Origin of the sequence: uncultured Dysgonomonas sp. (genome assembly GCF_900079725.1) — a bacterium.
Taxonomy (GTDB): Bacteria; Bacteroidota; Bacteroidia; order Bacteroidales; family Dysgonomonadaceae; genus Dysgonomonas.
In genome coordinates this window covers 130374-148109 of record NZ_LT599032.1, presented here as the reverse complement: position 1 = coordinate 148109, position 17736 = coordinate 130374, and the positions used below count along the sequence as shown (strand labels likewise).

At 41.1% G+C, this 17736-nt stretch carries 13 protein-coding genes; all 13 read right to left on the bottom strand.

The features are described from left to right. Positions 1–55: 55 nt before the first annotated feature. The 13 genes from QZL88_RS00625 to QZL88_RS00565 all read right to left on the bottom strand — a co-directional run bounded on the left by QZL88_RS00625 (position 56) and on the right by QZL88_RS00565 (position 17729). The gene (locus QZL88_RS00625; RefSeq protein WP_006798177.1) at positions 56–1081 is read right to left on the bottom strand and encodes a rod shape-determining protein; all 1026 of its coding nucleotides are present in this window, start codon (positions 1079–1081) and stop codon (positions 56–58) included. Between the two features lie 40 nt (positions 1082–1121). Further along, positions 1122–2645: a bifunctional phosphoribosylaminoimidazolecarboxamide formyltransferase/IMP cyclohydrolase gene (gene purH, locus QZL88_RS00620; RefSeq protein ID WP_296937876.1), complete on the bottom strand. Its 1524-nt coding sequence runs from the start codon at positions 2643–2645 to the stop codon at positions 1122–1124. Positions 2646–2794: 149 nt separating this feature from the next. Continuing rightward, on the bottom strand, positions 2795–3733 hold the full coding sequence (locus QZL88_RS00615; protein ID WP_296937874.1) for a cation diffusion facilitator family transporter: 939 nt from the start codon (positions 3731–3733) through the stop codon (positions 2795–2797). Positions 3734–3974: 241 nt separating this feature from the next. After that, complete coding sequence (gene rho, locus QZL88_RS00610) at positions 3975–5885, bottom strand: transcription termination factor Rho (protein WP_296937870.1); 1911 nt, start codon at positions 5883–5885, stop codon at positions 3975–3977. Between the two features lie 600 nt (positions 5886–6485). Continuing rightward, positions 6486–7925 carry a sialate O-acetylesterase gene (locus QZL88_RS00605; RefSeq protein ID WP_296937868.1) on the bottom strand — a complete coding sequence of 480 codons (1440 nt, stop codon included), beginning with the start codon at positions 7923–7925 and terminating at the stop codon, positions 6486–6488. Between the two features lie 4 nt (positions 7926–7929). Further along, complete coding sequence (gene nagB / locus QZL88_RS00600) at positions 7930–8715, bottom strand: glucosamine-6-phosphate deaminase (RefSeq protein WP_296937865.1); 786 nt, start codon at positions 8713–8715, stop codon at positions 7930–7932. Positions 8716–9322: 607 nt separating this feature from the next. Beyond that, a complete protein-coding gene (locus tag QZL88_RS00595; RefSeq protein WP_296937862.1) occupies positions 9323–10669 on the bottom strand; it encodes an MFS transporter in 1347 nt (448 codons plus the stop codon). Positions 10670–10680: 11 nt separating this feature from the next. Further along, positions 10681–11562 (bottom strand): glycerophosphodiester phosphodiesterase family protein, encoded by an 882-nt coding sequence (locus QZL88_RS00590; RefSeq protein ID WP_296937860.1) that lies wholly within the window; start codon positions 11560–11562, stop codon positions 10681–10683. A 13-nt stretch (positions 11563–11575) separates the two neighbouring features. Beyond that, positions 11576–13162, bottom strand: a complete 1587-nt coding sequence (ptsP, locus tag QZL88_RS00585) for a phosphoenolpyruvate--protein phosphotransferase (protein WP_296937858.1) — start codon at positions 13160–13162, stop codon at positions 11576–11578. Beyond that, positions 13162–13425 carry an HPr family phosphocarrier protein gene (locus QZL88_RS00580; RefSeq protein ID WP_296937855.1) on the bottom strand — a complete coding sequence of 88 codons (264 nt, stop codon included), beginning with the start codon at positions 13423–13425 and terminating at the stop codon, positions 13162–13164. Before QZL88_RS00580 ends, ptsP begins: the two co-directional genes overlap by 1 nt. Before the next feature lie 13 nt (positions 13426–13438). After that, on the bottom strand, positions 13439–15214 hold the full coding sequence (gene mtlA / locus QZL88_RS00575; protein WP_296937853.1) for a mannitol-specific PTS transporter subunit IIC: 1776 nt from the start codon (positions 15212–15214) through the stop codon (positions 13439–13441). A gap of 9 nt (positions 15215–15223) precedes the next feature. Beyond that, the gene (locus QZL88_RS00570; RefSeq protein WP_296937850.1) at positions 15224–16495 is read right to left on the bottom strand and encodes a mannitol-1-phosphate 5-dehydrogenase; all 1272 of its coding nucleotides are present in this window, start codon (positions 16493–16495) and stop codon (positions 15224–15226) included. Positions 16496–16520: 25 nt separating this feature from the next. Beyond that, positions 16521–17729, bottom strand: a complete 1209-nt coding sequence (locus QZL88_RS00565; protein ID WP_296937848.1) for a PHP domain-containing protein — start codon at positions 17727–17729, stop codon at positions 16521–16523. Positions 17730–17736 lie beyond the last annotated feature (7 nt).

Genomic DNA, 17736 nt, shown 5'->3' with positions numbered 1-17736 from the left:
AATCTGTTCTTATCTATTATAAATCAGTTAGGTATAAGAAATAATCCTGAATACCTTACCGCATCAAGAAATTGAATTTCTCAATATTTTTCAGGGCAATTCCTGTTCCTTTAGCCACTGCGTGAAGCGGATCTTCGGCAACGTAGAACTGTATGCCTATTCTGTCTGAAAAACGCTTGCTGAGACCTCTTAGTAAAGCGCCTCCTCCTGTCAGATAAATACCATTGCGAACAATATCAGCATATAATTCGGGAGGTGTTTGTTCCAAAGCACTCAGAATAGCTGAATCCATTTTGGATAAAGATTTATCGAGACAATGAGCCATTTCTTGATATGATACAGGAATATCCATCGGCAATGATGTCATTCTGTTTGGTCCGTGTACGATGAAATCTTCCGGAACTTCCTCATCCGGTAGCTCTGTTAAAGCTGCACCAACAGCTATCTTTATATTTTCTGCTGTACGCTCCCCTACTTTGATATTGTGTTGGCGTCCCATATATTCCTGAATATCTTCAGTAAGGTCGTCGCCTGCAATTTTTATCGATTTATTAGATACGATACCACCTAAGGAAATGACAGCGATTTCTGTTGTACCACCGCCTATATCTACGATCATGTTTCCTTCCGGCGCTTCTACATCGATACCGATACCCAGAGCCGCAGCCATTGGTTCGTATATCATATACACATCGCGTCCTCCTGCATGTTCTGCAGAGTCGCGGATAGCGCGGGTCTCCACTTCGGTACTTCCCGAAGGGATACAAATAACAATGCGTAACGACGGAGAGAAAAGACGACTCTTATTGTTGAACATCTTTATCAATCCGCGAATCATCTGTTCGGCAGCCGTAAAATCTGCAATTACACCATCTTTCAATGGTCTTACAGTACGGATGTCTTCATGGGTTTTACCGTGCATCTGTCTGGCCTGTTCCCCTACAGCAATAACTTTCCCTGTTTTGCGTTCCAGTGCTATTACTGAGGGCTGGTCTACAACAATTCTGCCATTATGTATTATGATAGTATTGGCCGTGCCAAGATCCATCGCTATTTCTTGCGTGAAAGAGAATAATCCCATATTTGAGCTTGTTTATATTTGCTTACTAACCAGTTAATTATTAATGTTTAAAGTGACGTATACCAGTCATTACCATCGAAATATTGTGTTCGTTACAATATTCAACCGATAAATTATCTTTCACCGATCCTCCCGGTTGTACTACAGCTGTGATGCCTACATTGCCTGCTATTTCCACACAGTCGGGAAACGGAAAGAATGCATCGGATGCCATAACAGAACCATCGAGATTAAAGCCAAAAGAATTGGCCTTCTCTATCGCTTGTTTCAATGCATCCACACGCGAAGTCTGTCCGGTACCTCCGGCACACAGTTGTTTATTTTTAACCAAAATGATGGCATTCGATTTAGTATGCTTCACTAATTTGTTGGCAAACAGCAAGTCTTCAAGTTCTGTACCTTGCAGAGGTCTGTTTGTTACTAACTTTAAATCGTCTGCTGTTTGTATACTTAAATCTTTATCTTGTACTAAAACACCATTCAAGAGCGAACGGAATTGTTTATTTCCGGTCAATCCTTGTTTCTGCACTAAGATAATGCGATTTTTCTTTTGTTCCAAAATTTCAAGTGCATCCTTATCATATTCGGGTGCAATTACTATTTCAAAGAAGATATTATTGATTTCCTCTGCTGCTGTTTTATCTATTTTCCGGTTACTGACGATGATACCACCGAAAGCTGAAACCGGATCTCCGGCCAAAGCATCTTTCCATGCTTCTACTACGGTAGGACGTGACGCTATACCACAGGCATTGTTATGCTTCAATATTGCGACCGTTGTTTCGTCGAATTCGCTGATAAGGCTTATAGCAGATTCTATATCCAACAAATTGTTGTATGATATTTCCCGGCCATGTAATTGATCGAACATAGCATTGAAGTCTCCATAGAATGTACCCTTCTGATGTGGATTTTCTCCATAACGAAGATGCATGGCGTTATCTTCTGCATAACGGAACGTAGTTCCTTCATTATTGTCCATATAATTGAATATGGCAGTATCATAAGAAGAAGATACCGAAAAGGCTTCTTTAGCAAAGAATTTTCGATCTGTAATATCCGATTTCCCAGCCTTCTCTTCAAGCAGGCTCATCAACGGTTGATATTGTTGTTTTGAAGCAACGATAATTACATCTTTGAAATTTTTTGCCGCAGCACGAATGAGGGAGATCCCACCTATATCTATTTTTTCTATAATATCTTGTTCACTGGCACCTGAAGCGACTGTATCTTCGAAAGGATACAGATCTACGATAACCAGATCAATTTCTTGTATATCGTATGCTTTCACTTGTTTCATATCTTCAGGTAGTTCCCTGCGACAGAGGATACCACCAAATATCTTCGGATGTAATGTTTTTACCCGTCCACCCAAAATAGAAGTATAACCCGTTACATCTTCCACCGCATCGCATGGTAAGCCTAACGATTCAATGAAACTCTTCGTTCCGCCTGTAGAAATGAAACGAACACCTAAACTATCTAATTTCTTTAAGATCTCATCCAATCCATCTTTATGATAAACTGAAACTAACGCTGTTTTAATTTTTTTCTCTGAAGACATGATGTGTTAATTATCCGACTTTTTTAGGGGAACAAAGTTATAAAAACTATTGTTATTACAGGCCGTTTTTGATATAATTTTTCAGGAATATATCTGTTCGGAAAAAAGGACAATAAATGTGATTTGTATTCTTATCTGGAAATGGATACTCAATTGCATGATTCTTCACACAAACACAATTCACGGCCTTCTGTCTGTATAGTTACATGTTTGATACCAAACTGATTACCTATCAATCGTTTTGCTTTTTCCAAAATAAGATCGCGATCCGCTTCGGGATTCACTTTGAGATGTACAGTCATCACGGAAAAGTCAGAAGTTATCATCCATATATGTAAGTCATGGACACCCTCTACCCCATTCACGGATCTGAGTACATTTAGCACCTCCTCCGAATCAATACCCGAAGGTTTGGCTTCCATCAGTATGTTTACTGATTCTTTGAGTACGTTCCAACCACTGTAAAGCACTAATAAGGAAACAATCATACTGGCTATCGGGTCGGCTATATACCAACCGAACAGTATAATTAGTACAGCTGCAATAATAGCACCTACCGAGCCTAGCAAATCACCGATAACATGAAGAAATGCACTGCGGACATTCAGATTTTCTTTTGTAGAGCCCTGTGAATGCAATATCCAGGCAACAATAATATTGATGATCAATCCTATAGTGGATATTATCATCATTCCCTTACCTATTACCTGAGGTGGAGAAGACAAGCGTTCGATAGCTTCTTTACAGATGAAAACAGCTAACAGCACCAGTACAATTCCATTCAATAATGCAGCCAGAATTTCAAATCGTTTATAGCCATATGTTTTAGATGGAGTGGCAGCTCTAGCCCCGAAGATCAGTGCACTAAGACTCAAACCTAATGCTACGGCATCGCTTAACATATGTCCTGCATCGGAAATTAAGGCCAGGCTATTTGTCAGATATCCCCCGATAAATTCGATAAACATAAACCCGGATATCAGTATAAAGCTGATAGTCAGTGCTTTTTTATTTGCGTTGTGGCTATGGCTGTGGCCTCCGTGTGAATGCCCATGATTGTGATCATCGTGGTTATGATTATGTCCCATAAAACTATTTAGTTAATGTAATGAATATAAGAAAGCAGTAGAAGCAACGAACCTGCAATCTGTTTAAAGCTACTTTCGATATGCTATTTATGTAAACGTCCGGCAATAATAACTTGTTTAATACTATTAATATATAATATGAGAACAAAAGCACTATCCGTTTTTTTCTAAATAAAAAAGCAAGGGTAAAGTTAAACCTTTTTCCCTTGCTTCAAGTATTTAATATTATAAATATCTATTATCAGTCGTTCATCGAAATGAGAAACTCTTCATTATTTATTGTCTTTCTTAATCGGTTTTCCAAGAACTGCATTGCTTCTACCGAATTCATATCCGATAAGAAGTTGCGCAGAACCCACATACGGCTGAGTGTATCATTGCTAAGCAGCAGATCGTCGCGTCGGGTACTTGATGCAATAATGTCCACAGCAGGGAAGATACGTTTGTTGGACAGTTTGCGGTCGAGTTGAAGTTCCATATTACCTGTACCTTTAAATTCTTCGAAGATAACATCATCCATCTTAGAACCTGTTTCTGTAAGTGCAGTAGCTATAATGGTAAGTGAACCTCCGTTTTCTATATTACGGGCAGCCCCAAAGAAACGTTTCGGTTTGTGCAGGGCGTTAGCGTCTACCCCCCCGGTCAGGACTTTACCTGATGCCGGTTGCACTGTATTGTAAGCGCGTGCCAGACGGGTAATGGAATCGAGGAGGATAACCACGTCATGCCCGCATTCTACCATCCGTTTAGCTTTATTGAGTACTATTTCCGCTATTTTCACGTGACGGTCAGCCGGCTCATCAAATGTAGAAGCAATCACTTCTGCATTTACACTGCGCTCCATGTCTGTAACCTCTTCAGGACGTTCATCGATAAGAAGTACGATCATGTATACTTCGGGATGATTGTCAGCAATAGCGTTTGCAATATCCTTCAGTAATGTGGTTTTACCTGTTTTAGGCTGTGCAACAATAAGTCCGCGCTGTCCTTTTCCTATCGGAGAGAATAGATCAACTACACGGCACGATAAGTTATCATTGCGACCCTTTGTGAGCTTAAATTTCTCATCAGGGAAAAGTGGTTTCAGGTGATCGAACGGAACACGGTCGCGAACTTCGTCCGGTGTGCGTCCGTTGATTCTATCTACTTTCACTAAAGGAAAGAATTTTTCCGATTCTTTTGGCGGGCGTATAGGGCCTTCTACAATATCTCCCGTTTTAAGACCGAATAGACGGATCTGCGATTGAGAAATATAAACATCGTCAGGGGATGACATGTAATTATAGTCGGACGAACGCAAAAATCCATAACCTTCCTGCATGATTTCGAGTACGCCGGTAGCATTCAATATACCTTCGAAATCGAATTGCTTATTATCTTGTTGTTGATTATTCTGCTTCTGATTGTTATTGTTATGCTGTTGATTTTGTTGAGGCTGCTTAGCCGCCGGTTTAGCAGGAGTTTCAGGCACTACAATTTCTACAGGCGTAACTTCTGAATCTACCTCCAGTGGGCTAAGCAAGGGCAATCCCGGAATGGGTTCCTGTGGCTCTTCTTCTCTCACCTTATTTGAACGGAAAACCAATTGTGTTGGTTTTGCTGCCGGTTGTTGTAGCTTGGTTTCAGCTTCAGGTTTATTTTCCTTCGGCTCCCCGTTATTTTTTTTAACAATAATTTCTTTCTGCGGAGCTTTTTCAGCAGCTACAGTAGGTGCAGGAGCTTCTTTCTTCTCTGCAACAGGGGTTTTAGCCGGTTCCGGTTTAGCTTCTTTTTTCACTTCTTCCTGAGGGGCAGGCTTTGGAGTATCCTCTTTTTTTGGTTGTACGGCTGCTACTTTTGTTTCTTTTGCAGGAGCAGGAGGTGTGGTTTGAGGTTTAGGAGTTTGATCCTGTTTTTTTGTTTGATTCTGGGCTTTTTGTTTTCCTTTAGCAGCAGCTTGCGATTTTTTCTGCTGTTGTTCTATCCTATCTTCACTTTGGTAGCTTTCCGAATTTTTATTCTTAGCTTCCATAATGGCCTGTTCATCTAATATCTTATAGATAAGTTCATCTTTTTTATAAGCGTCGGGCCGTCTGATTCCAAGTTCTTTAGCGATAGTTCTTAGTTCTATTGTGAGCTTTTCGTTAAGCTCAAGAATGTTATATATACGCATGTATATCTATATTAAATTATACTGATTTTTGTATGTATTTTCAAAAATAATTAAGGAGTAACCTTTTGGTAGTTCAAATACTATTAATAATTATTATGGATTTTATTCTTTTTTAGAAGATAATAACCTAAAGTGATTATTATCATAAAATAAAGCCTAAAAGTTTGCTCTTTTGGATGTTCCTAACGGAGTTTTCCCCCTTAGAGTAACCTGTTGCATTTCAAAGGAATATACCTTTTAGCTATTTGAACTATAAAACAAATGCAAAACAGTTTGTTATTAAAATTCGGGGCAAAGATAATAAAAGAAATTTATTAGGCAATACTTTATTTATAGTTTCCTGTAATACTTTTAGATTCGTAATATTTAATTTTATCATTTTATTCAGATAAATGTATAGCAGGAACTCAAGCTAAGTTCAGGAGTTAATACATTTCATTGCAGGTAAGCATTTAGTATAATATGGGTATAGATAGAATGTAGAAGTTTTCTGGACTATGGAATATTACTAATAAGTTCCATAGTCCAAAACTATGTTTTTCGTAGGGCCAATTCTGTTTAGGCCAGATAAGTTTGTAATAGTCTGTATAAAAAGAAGAATTATTTCAATATAGTCTCGAAAGGTGATACCGGTAACCCGAAATTTGAGAATAAATTGACTGGTTGATAATTTCTGAAACAATATCGTATCCAGATGGGATTTGACCTGTTTTTGTATTCTAAAGAAATCTTCTTGGCACCACTGGTAAGTTTAGCGGTTACGGGATAAAAAACACTGTCCGATCCTGCCACTTCAAATCCGGTTATATCCTGTCCATGAGAGGTCATTCCCATTTCAGAATGTTCAAATTCTAGTTCTATTACTTTTTCTTTTTCTTTTATAACTGCAGATTTATACAATGGTCCTGAAAAAGGAATTCCATCTTGTCCGTATGTCTGCGATAAAGCCCACAGTGCGAGCCGCTTTCCCACCTCACTTTTTGCTGCCGGATGAATACGGGTGCGTTCCCCTATATCTGCTGTAACTACTATGCCGCTATTAGGTATTAGATACATACACTCCAATTGCACCTGCCTCAATTGGGCCGCCTCTATCTTATCTGCATTTTCTCTCCCATAGTCATAAGGCGCGATCTGAACATAATAGAAAGGAAAATCACCTTGTTTCCACACATTTCGCCACAGTTGTACCATAGCAGGAAAGAGATGCTTATACAATTCCGGTTTGTCTCTGTTGGCCTCCCCCTGATACCATATAGCCCCTTTTATGGTATAATTATGAATAGGATTAATCATGGCGTTATACAACAATACAGGTTCTATGTGAGGTTTGGATATATCTTTTGGATTTCTGTCCAATACATCCAAAGATATTTCCGGAAACTGTTCTTCGAAAGTTTTTTTATTAATCCATGCCTCAATTTTGGAACCGCCCCAGCTCGAACAGATAATGCCAACAGGGACATTTAATATATTTTGTAAATAACACGCGAAGAAATATGCAGTTGCGCTTACATTTGCAACGGATTGCGGAGTAGATTCTACCCATCTTGCATCGCAATCTTGTAGAGGTACGCAGCTACTATTTCTCTGTACCGTTATCATGCGAATGTTATTTTCAGGTGTAGCCTGCGCGATTATATCTAAGGACCCATTAACAGGTTGCCCCTGGAATCCCTTGATGGGCATTTCCATATTTGATTGCCCCGAACACAACCACACCTCTCCTATCATCACATTATTCAGTATTAATGTTTCGCCGTCAGATATGGTTATAGTATAAGGCCCTCCTGATTTGGGTGTCTGGATTTTTACGGACCAACTCCCATGAACAGGGGTCGCTATATATTCCTTATTATCCCATGAAGTAGTAATTGTTATTTCATTGTCAGGATCTTTTACATCACTGTCGCCCCATAAATTTACAGAGGTTTGCTGTTGAAGAACCATATTATCGGAGAGTATAGCCGGAAGTTTGATTTTAGCTCCTACTGGCAACACTAAAATTCCTATAATGGCACTTAATAAGAATCGTTTCATAAATTCATCTTTCTGTTTCAATTTCTTTAAAATACTTATATGTACTTACTTTAAGGTTATCAGATGCCGGTTCGTCGCATACGATAATTGCATCTGGATGCATCTGTAATGCACTGGCTGTCCACACATGCGAAACTTCACCTTCGACAGTATGTTTCAAGGCTGTTGCTTTTGCGTAACCGGTGGCGAGGAGTACAACCTGCCTGGCATCGCAAACCGTAGCAACACCAACAGTCAGTGCTTGTTTGGGCACAGCATTTATATCCCCGTCGAAAAAACGGGAATTGACAATACGCGTGTCAATTGTCAGGTTCATCACACGTGTGCGTGACGAAAGTGATGAAAATGGCTCATTGAAAGCTAAATGTCCATCAACACCTATCCCTCCCAGAAATAGGTCGATACCTCCTGCCGCTGCAATAAGACGTTCATAATTGGCACATTCTTGCAAAAGATCATTTGCATTACCATTCAGTATATTGACATTACCATGCGGAATATCTATATGAGAAAACAGATTCTTCCACATAAACGAATGGTAGCTTTCGGGATGCTCTTGCGGCAAACCTACATACTCATCCATATTAAAGGTGGTTACATGAGCGAATGACAGCCCTTCTTCCTTATGCATACGCACGAGTTCGGCATATGTCGGAATTGGTGTAGAACCCGTAGCCAGTCCAAGAATGAAAGGTTTGTTTTGCGAAGCCGCCATCCGAATGGCTTCTGCGATATGGCGGGCTGTCCAGATGCCCACAGTAGAAGGATCTGATTGAATAATTACTCTCATAATTTTTTATTATTAATTACTTTATAATTTTATATTTACTAATTATGTATGATTAAAAAAGTAACACATATGTCAGTTAACAGTCAACAGTTAGCAGTTAACTACGAAATACTATTTACGTCTATTAATCAGTGTTTTAAACTAAATAAGGTAACAAAAGTAACAGCTTTTTTGCTGTTTTATCTGTGTTACTTTTTTCTCAAAACTTGACACTTTTTCCACTTTTTCTATTGTCACTTTTTCAATGAACTCCGTGTTACTCCCTTTTGGCTCCGCCGACCGTTGGTTCTCCGTAGTTTAAATATAAAAGGTAACAAAGGTTACAGTTTCATAAGCTTTTTACCCTCATTGTAAGCCTCCCCTTTGGGGCAGGGCTGTTAAGTTCTCTTCTTTATTCTGTTATTTTCTGCTGTCATTCTGAACGAAGTGAAGAATCCCGACCCTGAGAAACGAGATGTTTCACTTCGTTCAACATGACACAGAGGGTATAAGAATTCAGAACTTAACAACCCTGCCCTTTGGGGAGGTGGGAGGGGCTAATCTTCAAAGAACTAACATCTACCAATATAGATAAAGCTATATATGAAAAATGAAATAATGCACTCATTTAATCTTCATAACCATTTGCCTTAGATTTCCATGCCAGAGCAAAAATCAAGGCAGACATAATTGCCACACCTATAAGTGCATATATTGCTATCGACCAATCGGTTTTTTCTACTAATAATCCAATACCCCAACCGGAGACGATTGTACTCCCGTAGCCGAACAATCCGCAGAATCCGCCTGCCGTTGCTGCTGCTCGTTTGGTTGCTATATTCGCAGCCGCTATTCCTACCAGTGCCTGTGGACCATAGATAAAGAACCCTGCCGAGATGAGGATCAGATTGGCTAGTATAAGCGAGCTGTGCTCATTGAGCATGCTGAGCGAAATAAGGCACAGGGTAGACATCGACATACAGATTACGCAAGTGCGGGGTGCTCTTCCTCCGAAGAATTTATCGGTCGACCAGCCTGCGGCAAGCATTCCGGCTATACCCGCTATCTCGAAAGCGGCAACTGACCATCCGGCCTGACTGATATCCAGATGTAGATGTTCTTTCAGCATAGTCGGTCCCCAGTCAAGTATAGCAAACCGGGTTATATACAGAAAGAAATTGCCGACAGCTATTATCCATATAGTCGGGTTCATGAAAACATGTTTCTTAACAAAGGCTTTGAACTCTGCCGATTCCTCTTTTTTCGATTGCGACTTGGATTTTTCGCCTTTCAACTCAGGTAACCCAACCGATGAAGGTGTATCCCTGACCAAAAAGAAAACGAATATTCCGACTATCACCACAAGAAGGGCAGGTATGAGGAAGCACCAGCGCCAGTGCTGTGACAAGATGGATGTTTCTGCAAAATAATTGCCCCAGTTTATACTGACAATATAGCCGCAGGATATGATAGCTAAACCAGCTCCGATAGAATGGGATGTATTCCATAGCGACATTTTCGTGGCCAGCTTCTCAGGAGTTATCCAGTGTGTCATCAGGCGTGTGCATGGAGGTACTCCCATTCCCTGAAACCATCCGTTGATAACCCAGAATATGCCTAGCACCAATATGGATGACGATAATCCGAAAAACAGATTGGCCACGGCACACATCAGAAGCCCCGATACCAGGAAATAACGGGCGTTGCTCCTGTCGCCCCACATCCCATTTATAAATTTGGAGAGGCCGTATATCAGTCCATGCAAAGTCAGGAACAGTCCGAGATCGGTTTTCGAAATGCCCAGTTCCTCATTCATATATGGCATTGCAATACTAATATTCTTACGCACAAAATAAAACATGGCATAGCCGACGATACAAGCCAGCATCGTGCGTCTTTCCCAGTATTTAAATTTCTTTTGTTCCTGTGCCGTCATCTCCGGTAGGTAAGCGACAGTATTATTTTTGTTTTCCATGCCTGCGAATCTTATTTTGACCTTTTCACATTAAGTCCGGTAAAATCTGCCGGATAATCCGTTTCTATAATATCGGGATTTACTGCAATCTCTTTTTTGTATGCCTCTATCCTTGCTTCCAGCGGCTTTACTCTGTCGGCGGTAGGATGAATGGAGGTCATACACATTACGCCATGACTGCGAAGCAGATCATAAACTTCTTGCTGTGCCGGATCCATAGTATATTTGACGTATGCCATAATACGGTTCCATGGGATTCCTGAATTTTTATAGGCCTCATACATCTCCATATTGCTGATTTCGCAGCAAAACACCACATTATCTATCTGTTTGTAATAGAACAGGCATTCTTCCAGTGAGCGTACCGACAGCATAATGTTGTGATATTTGCTCCATTTACCTTTCAGGTTATCGGCATATAATTGCCATGGCACGCCTTTGTTATCGAAATTGAATACAGTCTTATCTTTTCCCCATTCGAGCATCTCGTCCAGTGTCGGGATTTTATATTCCGTCACATTCCTTTGGCGGTCTTTCAGATAAAATTGTTGTAATTCGGCATAAGTATAATCCGAAACCTTGCCTTTACCCGTTGTAGTGCGGTCGATAGTGGCGTCATGCATCAATACAAGTACGCTATCTTTTGTAAGGCGGGGATCTATTTCAAAGAATGAAGGCATCAGGCTCAAAGTCTTTTCACAGGAGGCAATAGAGTTTTCGGGATACCCTTCCAGCATTCCCCCTCTGTGTCCGCTGATCATTATATCTTTTTCGGGCGAATACCGGAAATACTCCTGCAATTCAGCCATACTCTTTATATTAACTGTATTCAATTGCTGCGCATTACAGGAACAGAATGCCAAACTTAGTAACAATGGGTATAATAATTTCATGATAATATAGATTTTAGTTGATTGATTGTTTACGTATTTGTTGTTTTATTGCCGGGATTCCGGAACTTGTTATGCTTAACTTTCTTACTCCGAGTTTTAATAATAGTTCTGTCGCATTACTGTCCGATGCAACTTCGCCGCATACGGACACCTCTATTCCATATTTATCGGCTGATGCAACTATATCCGATATACTTTTCATCACCGCAGGATGGAGACTATCACAAACACCGGCCGAATAAGGATTATTCCTGTCTACGGCAAGCATATATTGAGTCAGGTCGTTAGTGCCAATACTAAAAAATGCGACCTCAGCAGCAAATTCATCTGCCAGAAGCACCGACGCAGGTGTTTCAATCATTATTCCGGCACAAAGAGTCTGATCGCAGTTTATGTTTTCGTTTTGCAACTCCGTTTTGCAACTCTCCAAAAGAGTGCAAGCCTGCCTGTATTCCGTCACGGATATTATCATGGGGAACATTAAACGGATATTGCCTGATGTGGCGGCACGCAGGATAGCCCGTAATTGCGTCTTTAAAATATCAGGCGATGAAAGTGAGAAACGAATTCCCCGCAGTCCCATAACAGGATTTTCTTCAGCCGGCATCGTATAATAAGGGAGTTGCTTATCCGCTCCTATATCGAGTGTACGTATAGTAAGTACTTTATCCTGACAGATTTTTGCACATTCCGTATAAAAGTTATATTGTTCTTCTTCGCTAGGAAAATCCTTGCCCTGCATAAATATAAACTCTGTCCGTAGAAGCCCGATACCGTCTGCTCCTGCCGAGATTGCCCGTTTCACATCGGCAAGGCTTCCGGCATTTGCGTATACAGTAATTTCAATATTATCTTTTGTAATGGCAGGATTTAAATCTGTTTCATCCTTGCAAGTACTTTGTCGCGCAGCTTCCGATAGCAGTTTTTCGTCCGGCTCTGTTATTACCATATCCTTTTCACTATCTATAACGATTGTATCACCATCCTGTATCGCATCCAGTTCGTCACCTATCCCCAAAATGAGAGGTATAGCATTGTTCCTCGCCAGAATTGCCAGATGACTTGTATTACTGCCTTTTTTCAGTGCAATGCCTGACAACTTTGACAGATCAATTGAAATAGTATCTGAAGCCAGAAGATTCTCAGCAATGATAATGCTGTTTGCAGGCATTTCCGAGAAAGGATTTTCGTTATTTTCGGTCAGAGCAAGAGTTATTTGCCTGCATACATCGACAATATCATCTGAACGGGAACGCAAATATTCATCGTCGATATCTGCAAACATGGCGCATATTTCCGTACAGCATTTTCCTACTGCGCTTACAGCATCTGTTTTTTCTTCTTTTATCATCGAAACTACCCTCTCCAATATATCTTCCAGTATTTCCATATGAGCGGCAAATATTTCATTCACCTCTGCATGTGGAGCTAGCTTATTCTTTACCGAAAGGCAAGCATTACGGACACGGTCGGTTTCATGCTCCGGCAAAATGTCTGTTATATAACTCCCCATATTGAAAGCAGGTTGTATTTTAGCCCGAAAAACCTTTCCTACAGCCTTTCCTGATGGTAATACCGATATGCCTTTTATCTCTTTCATTAATGGATGTTTTCAAAGAATTTAATGACTTCCTGTATGGCCTCTTCGCTGTCTTCGCCATCTGCTTTCAGGTTTATTACGCTGCCTTTTTTAAGTCCGAGTGCAAGCATGCTTATTATACTTCTGGCATTCGCTTCTTTCGATGCAAAACCTAAAGTAATATCACTCTTGAATGTTTTCGCTAAAGCAGCTAGTTCGCTTGCGGGGCGTGCATGCAAGCCATCGCCCTCTTTTATTTCTATTGTTGTTTGTATTGTAGCCATTTTAATATCTGTTTTATTTTATATTGGATAATGTGTTATATATAAATATTTTATCTTTTGTTTCCTTTATTCCTTTCAATATTTCTTCATCATTTAGTATTGTGCTTAGTGAAGCCAGTATCTCCAGATGAGTATTGTCTGTTCCGGCTATTCCTACTACCAGATATACTTTCTCTCCATCGAAATCTACACCTTCGGGATATTGTACAACAGATATTCCACTATTCCTGATATATTGACGCGATTCTGACGTTCCATGCGGGATAGCAATTCCCATTCCGATACAGGTAGAAGCGATTTTTTCCCTTTCCAGCATTCCGTTTATATATTCATCCGTCACATAGCCGCCATCGACCAGTAATTGCCCTGCGCGCTTAATAACATCTTCCTTACTTTCATTTTTTGCTCCCACAACTATCATCTCCGGTCTTAATACCTGCTTCTGTTCACTTTGAGTAAAACGGGCAGCCAGAGCGTCTAATGACGGATCGGAGAGGAAAGTCCTGATTATTACTACTTCTGCCGATGGTACCCGGTCATGGACTCTTTCTACAAAAGCGGCCTGACAAACAACTATATCGGTATCCAACGGGATGGCATCTACTGATGAATTGGTTATAGACAATTCTTTTCGGTCTATTCTTTTTCTGAAAGCGGCAGCGCCCATTGCGCTCGAACCCATGCCGGCTTCGCAGGCAAAAACTATCTTCTGTGGATTCTCTTTGTAATTTTTGAGTGAGTCTTTTTCCTGTTTAGCCTCCGCTAATGTCTTTTTAGTATTGCTCCTTACAAAGAAACAGGCTGTGAAGAAAGATATCAGTGTGGCTATAACCACCCCGATGATTATATGGATCGTACTTCCACGGGGCGACATAGCAATAAGGGATATAATACTACCCGGCGAAGCTGCTGACACTAGTCCGCTACCGGTAATCTGATAATACATCATAGCACTTGCCGAGCCTAGAATAGGCGCAACGATCAGGATAGGACGCATCAGTATATATGGGAAATATATTTCGTGTATCCCTCCAAAAAATAAGATCACAGAAGATGCCGGAGCGGTCTTTTTTGCTTCTCCTCTTCCAAGGAAAGTGTAAGCGAGTAATACTCCCAGTCCGGGGCCCGGATTGGTTTCCAGAAGGAACAGGATAGAGCTTCCGGTTTCCCGTGCCTGTTCTATTCCGAGGGGTGTTAATATTCCATGATTGATTGCATTGTTGAGGAATAACACTTTTCCCGGTTCCAGAAATAGTGCAACCAAAGGAAGTACACCTTTATCTAAGACAAATCCAACCCCTGCATTTAACAGGTCTGTAAGGGCTAGCATTATCGGCCCGATGAGCAGGAATCCGGCTATAGCGCAAACCATTCCCAGAATGCCTACAGAGAAATTGTTGGTAAGCATTTCGAAACCCGTCCTGATCCTGTTTTTGGTAATATTATCGAACCATCTTATCAGATAGCCACCCGATGGTCCCATTACCATTGCTCCGAGAAACATAGGTACATCGCTTCCCGCTATTACTCCTGTTGTGGCAATTGCCCCCATCACACCGCCACGTATTCCTGCAATATTACTTCCGGCGGTATATCCTATCAGCAGCGGCAACAGATAGTATAGCATCGGGGTCACCAGCCGTGCCAAATTTTCATTCGGGTACCAACCTGTAGGTATAAATATAGCCGTAACAAGCCCCCATGCGATAAATGCGCCGATATTAGGCATTATCATTGCCGACAGGCTGCTGCCGAAAGATTGTATATGTTTACGTACCGATAGTTTCATATGTTCGGATTATGGAATGTATTTCAACAAAATATTGTAATTATATTCTTTAGCCTTTTTCAGGAGATCAGCAACCAGTTTGGTCTCTATCCCCGAGACGGAAATGATTTCGATTTTCTTTACTACAAGAGGGGATAAGGATGCAACCTTTTCATATGCTTTTACTATCTGCGTATTCAAGGATGAGTCTGCGATGATTCCTGTTATCTCCTCAATAGCGGCGGCAATCCCCATCTCCCTTATCATTTCCTGCAACCGGCTGCTTTCTGCATCGGCAGGATATTGATAACGTAGCGCGGCTCCCACGCCCAACAAAAGATTATCGACAGGCAGCCCGTAACCATAAGCAGTAGTTAGGGGAGAAATAAGCCTATCGTTGGCAGACAACTTTCGCAGAGGATCGCGTCCGATACGTGTGACCATATCATTCAGGTGATAATTGCGGAAACGTTTGATAATCTTTTCACAATATGCCGAATGAGCAACAATATCCAATCCGAATTTTTGGGACAATGCCGCCCCGCTTTCGTTCATAGCAGCGCGTACGATTGTCAGGATTTCAGGGTCGGCAATACATTGCTCAATGGTATCATAGCCTTTCAGATAACCGAGATAGGCAATGATGGCATGCCCTGTGTTGAGGGTGAAAAGCTTACGTTCGATATAGGCAGGGAGATTGTCGACAAGATTCATACCCTTTATCTGTAACTCTCCTCTTATCTGCGTTCTGTCTACATTCCATTCATAGAAACGCTCTACACAGACATCAGTTATATTGTTCGTTTTTATTGGTGGTACAATCCTGTCAACTGAGCAATCGACAAAGCCCGTCCACTCTTTACAATATTGTTTGGCATCGGGAGAAAGCAACGAAAATATCTCTTTTTTGAGTTCCCTGCTTGCGCAGACTCCATTTTCGCAAGCAATGATATTTAATGGGTAATTTATCTTATGTTTTGCCCGTTCCTCAATACCTTTTGCTATAACAGGGGCTATTTTGGGCAGAATATTCAGGCCGACGGCTGTAGTTATTACCTCACTTTCGCATATTTTCGTAATAAGCTCCGGATCGGAGGTGTATAATGCGCTTACATTGTCTACTACAAAGGTTTCCGGTTCTAGGTCGGTTATATGAACTGTATAACATCCGGCATCATTAATGGCATCTACCATTTGCGTATTGACATCGGCAAACACTACATGGTAACCCGACCGGCTCAGTAAAGCTCCGATAAAGCCCCGTCCTATGTTGCCTGCTCCGAATTGTATGGCTTGTTTCATTTTTATAATGTTTTTGATTTAATCATTATTTGGTCTGAATAGTTAGTGGTATCTCCAATGATTTATTCATGCCTGTTATCCAATTGTTGACAGTGATGTTGTCTATGCCTGCCATACGGAATACCTCTACCTTTCTATCTTGTGGCAAACTGATTGCGATATTACCCGCAGATACCGAGATAGGTAACGAGCTTATATTAGTCATTTCTACTACTCCCGGAGTGACAATTTTCATCGTTACCGATGCCGAAAACAATGCTGTAAGCCATTCCCGGCTACCCCATACCATATCTGCCGCCCATGCGACAGTCCGTTGGGCAAATAGGGCTTCCCTGATGCTTTCCACCGAACGTTCTTTGGCGAGTACCAGTGTGATAGGACGCTGACGGTTGTGGATACCATATTGGTTCACTTCGCTGGCATGTATATCGCTGTTGGCAAAAATGGCTAATTTGTGCTCGTTGCACCAATCACTTACTGCCGGATAATATTCAATCTTATTAAAGATTTCGACACCATGCATCAGTCCTTTTTTATATATCTTTTCATGGATGTCCGTAAAACGAACCGGATTTCCTTTTGTGATCCCTCCACCATTGGGTTTTTCCCATCCGGGGTGGTTCCAAAGCAGGAAAGCTCCTTGATCGGCTGCTATTTGAAGCATCGTTTGCCAATCGTCTATGGCTGCCGCAATAGGATTGTTATCATTGGCAAAAAGGGCATTGAAATGTCCCGGAGGCATTGTCTTTTTTGTAATTTCCGCTCCCCGGATAAGCAGCAAATTATTTTTATCGGCTTCCGGCTTAGCTATTTCATACCACAGATTGAAATTGTTGCCTAGTCCGTCAGCTAGTTTCCAACGCCCCGTTTCGCTAAAAAACGGACGATGTTCTATATGGTCGGTAATGGCTATTACATCCAATCCGTTCTGGATAGCCTCAATAACACGGTCCCTTGGCATGACAGCACCATCAGAAAATAAAGTGTGGATATGAAAATCCCCTTTCAATACTTTAAATCCATTTACATCAGGAATTGTTATCTGTCGCGGCAAAACGGGGGTCGCTTTTATATGGGGCAAATGTATGGTATATGCATCGGGATGGAGAGCGGGAGAACTGACATACTCATTGGTCTCCGCTCTGTCCATGCCCAAAATGGATTGCACAGGGGCAATTGAAGCGATACCCCCACAAATAGCAACTTTTTTAAAGAATTCTCTACGGTTAGGCATTAGAATG